This is a genomic window from Corallococcus sp. CA047B, assembly GCF_003612065.1.
Classification (GTDB): Bacteria; Myxococcota; Myxococcia; order Myxococcales; family Myxococcaceae; genus Corallococcus; species Corallococcus praedator.
In genome coordinates this window covers 1-2,285 of the sequence record NZ_RAWD01000593.1, presented here as the reverse complement: position 1 = coordinate 2,285, position 2,285 = coordinate 1, and the positions used below count along the sequence as shown (strand labels likewise).

Sequence of the window (2,285 nt, the reverse complement as noted above, 5' to 3'; positions counted from 1 at the left end):
ATGCCGAACCCCTGCCCGCCCCGGGCCAGCTCGCGCAGCCGCTCGCCGTGGTGCTGCTCCAGGTAGGTCTTGAGCCGCAGGCCCAGGGCCAGCTCGATGGTCTCGCACGCGGCGCGAGTGGGCGCGATGACCACCACCCGTCCGCGCGCGGACGACGCGGAAGGGGAAGCGGCATGGGGCGGCAGGTAGCGGTCGGTGGGCGTTCGCACGAGTCCCCGTGATACGCACTGCCGGCCCCTGGGGATAGCTCCGTTTGCAGGAGGCAGGCCTGGAGCCCGGGACAAAATGTCAGCAGCGGTGAGGAATAATTAATCCGGCCCTCGTAGATGTCCCGGCTGGCAAGAAGCCCAGCCCCTGACTCCTTCGAGGGGGACCTCCATGTCCACGTTTCACAAGAACCTGCTGACGGCCTCCATGGCCCTCATCGGTCTGAACGGTTGTGTCTACGGTTACGTCTACGACGCCGGCTCGGGCAGCGCCATCGAGGGTGCGACCGTGACCGTGCTGTCCGGCGTCTGCACCGGCAATGGCTGCGGCACCAACCCCACCTTCCGGCAGACGGAATCGTCGGGGCTCTACGTCTTCGACGCCTACGGCAACCACAACGGCGACACGCAGGTCCAGTTGCTCACCGTGGCGTCCGGCCAGGAAGCCCTCCGGCTCTACTACTCCCGCGCGGGCTACCGCTCCGTGAGCGTCTACCACAAGCCCAAGTACGAGGAGGTCACGCAGGACGGCAACACCTATGAGATCTCCAACGTCCAGCCCGTGTACCTGTGCTTGACGACCGCCATCGACTCCGACGCGGACGGCGTGTGTGACGAAGCGGAGGCCCGCTACGGCACCAATCCCTACAACTCCGACACGGACGGGGACCGCATCAGCGACAACGCGGAGCTGTTCGGCTACGGCGGCGTGGACCTGCGCTACTACGGCGCGGACCCGAAGAAGAAGGACGTCTTCGTGGAGATGGACTACTACCCCGGCCTCAAGCCCACGCAGGGCGCGCTGGATCGCGTGACGGCCGCCTTCGCCGCCGCGCCGGTGACGAACCCGAACGGCACCACGGGCGTCGCGCTGCACCTGGTGGCGGATCAGCAGATCGCCGCGGCCGACGTGGACCTGGACCTGAACCCGGTGTGGACGGACTTCGACGTCATCAAGGCGAAGTACTTCAACGCGCGCCGCGCGCCGTTCTTCCACTACCTGCTGGTGGCGGACCACTACAACGCGGGCGGCTCCAGCGGCATCTCGCGCGGCATCCCCGCGCACGACTTCATCATGACGCTGGGCAACTGGAGCACCCCCGGCGGCACGGAGCAGCAGCAGGCCGGCACCATCATGCACGAGCTGGGGCACAACATCGGCCTGATGCACGGTGGCAACGAGAACGCGAACTACAAGCCCAACTACCTGAGCTTGATGAACTACCACTACCAGCTGGGCGGCCTGCGCGTGGACAACGTGAACGGCGTGCTCGACTACTCGCGCGTGCGCATCGGCACCGTGTATGAGTCGTCCGTCAACGAGTTCTACGCCTTCGCTCCCCTGAGCCCGACCACCGAGGCGGACCTGGCCCACTACGGCGTGCGCATCAACAACGGGTTCGTCAGCGGCACCGCGAGCGCCAACCTCGACTTCAACAACAACGGCGTCATCCTGAACGCGTACGTCGCCCAGGACCTCAACGCCGACGGAGACAGCACGGACGTCTTCGCCGCGTCGCAGAACGACTGGACGGCCCTCGTGTACGACGGCGCGGGCTCCATCGGCGACGGCTGGCTCGGCAACACCCAGGGCCTCGCCCGCTCGGAGCCCTTCTTCGTCGTCCCGGAGAAGACCGAGGCCTGCATCACCGAGCACCCGACGCGCGGCGGCCGGTAGTCCGCCTCCCCCTTCGCTGAACGCAGTCCCCGCCGCCGGGTCCCTCTCGAACAGGGGCCCGGCGGCCCTGCTATTTCCGGCTTCCCTACCCTCCAGGACGTACCGCGCCATGCCGCCACCGATGTAATCTTACAGAATGCCGAAAATCGCCCTCGTGGGATACGGACGGTTTGGACGTGCGCTGGGAGCGCTGCTGGAGGCGGCGGACCTGGGCTACCGGGCGATGGATCCGGGGGCGGCGCTGCCGGAGGCGATTCGCGCCCATTCCGTGCCGGAGCTGCTGGAGGGGGCGGAGCTGGTGGTGGTGGCGGTGCCGGTGCCCCAGGTGCGCGAGGTGCTGCTGGCGCTCAAGCCCCACCTGCGGCCGGAGCACCTGGTGCTGGACGTGGGCAGCGTGAAGG

At 67.8% G+C, this 2,285-nt stretch carries 3 protein-coding genes; 2 read left to right on the top strand and 1 reads right to left on the bottom strand.

The annotated features are described in order from the left end of the window. The coding region (locus tag D7X74_RS41340) for a hypothetical protein (protein WP_147446893.1) at positions 1-209 on the bottom strand (209 nt) is incomplete at its 3' end. 169 nt (positions 210-378) lie between these two features. Here D7X74_RS41340 and D7X74_RS41335 point away from each other — a divergent pair. Both D7X74_RS41335 and D7X74_RS41330 read left to right on the top strand, forming a co-directional pair. Beyond that, entirely contained in the window at positions 379-1,884 is a 1,506-nt protein-coding gene (locus tag D7X74_RS41335; protein WP_120538395.1) for a hypothetical protein, read from the top strand. A 136-nt stretch (positions 1,885-2,020) separates the two neighbouring features. Further along, the coding region (locus tag D7X74_RS41330; protein ID WP_120538396.1) for a prephenate dehydrogenase/arogenate dehydrogenase family protein at positions 2,021-2,285 on the top strand (265 nt) is incomplete at its 3' end.

What these genes read in the sequence shown, in the direction of transcription:
- D7X74_RS41335 (WP_120538395.1), top strand. Translation starts at nt 379, where the DNA reads ATGTCCACGTTTCACAAGAACCTGCTGACGGCCTCCATGGCCCTCATC.